General features: G+C 54.2%; 1 protein-coding gene. It reads right to left on the reverse strand.

Translation table 11 applies throughout. From position 1 onward, the window contains the following. A partial coding sequence (locus KMS84_RS44105; protein WP_256921444.1) for a type IV secretion system protein occupies window positions 1–359 on the reverse strand: 359 nt, incomplete at its 3' end. Window positions 360–373 lie beyond the last annotated feature (14 nt).

Genomic DNA, 373 nt, shown 5'->3' on the forward strand with positions numbered 1-373 from the left:
GCAATACGGTTTTGCAGATCGGCGGCGTCCTTCGCGTTGGTGGTGTTATCCACTTGCATTGACATCGTGGTCAGGTTGTTCAAGTGAACCTGTACCTCGCTGTACAGCGCTTCACCGGCGGACATGGCGGCAACGACAGAGTTAGAGCTGAGTTGATAGCCGCGTGCGCGATTGCTATCCGGATTAGCGAACAGCTCTTGCGGCAAGGTGTTGACCAGTTCCTCGTAATGCGACTGCTTACTGCCGTAGGCACCAGAGTTCTGACGAGATACCACCTCTTGCCAGGAACCAGGCACCACGGACGCGGAATTGATCGAATCATTCAGACCGATAGAACCACGGCCATAGGAACCGCGCATGTTGTTCATAATGT

The organism is Streptomyces hilarionis (genome assembly GCF_024539675.1).
GTDB lineage: Bacteria > Actinomycetota > Actinomycetes > Streptomycetales > Streptomycetaceae > Streptomyces > Streptomyces hilarionis.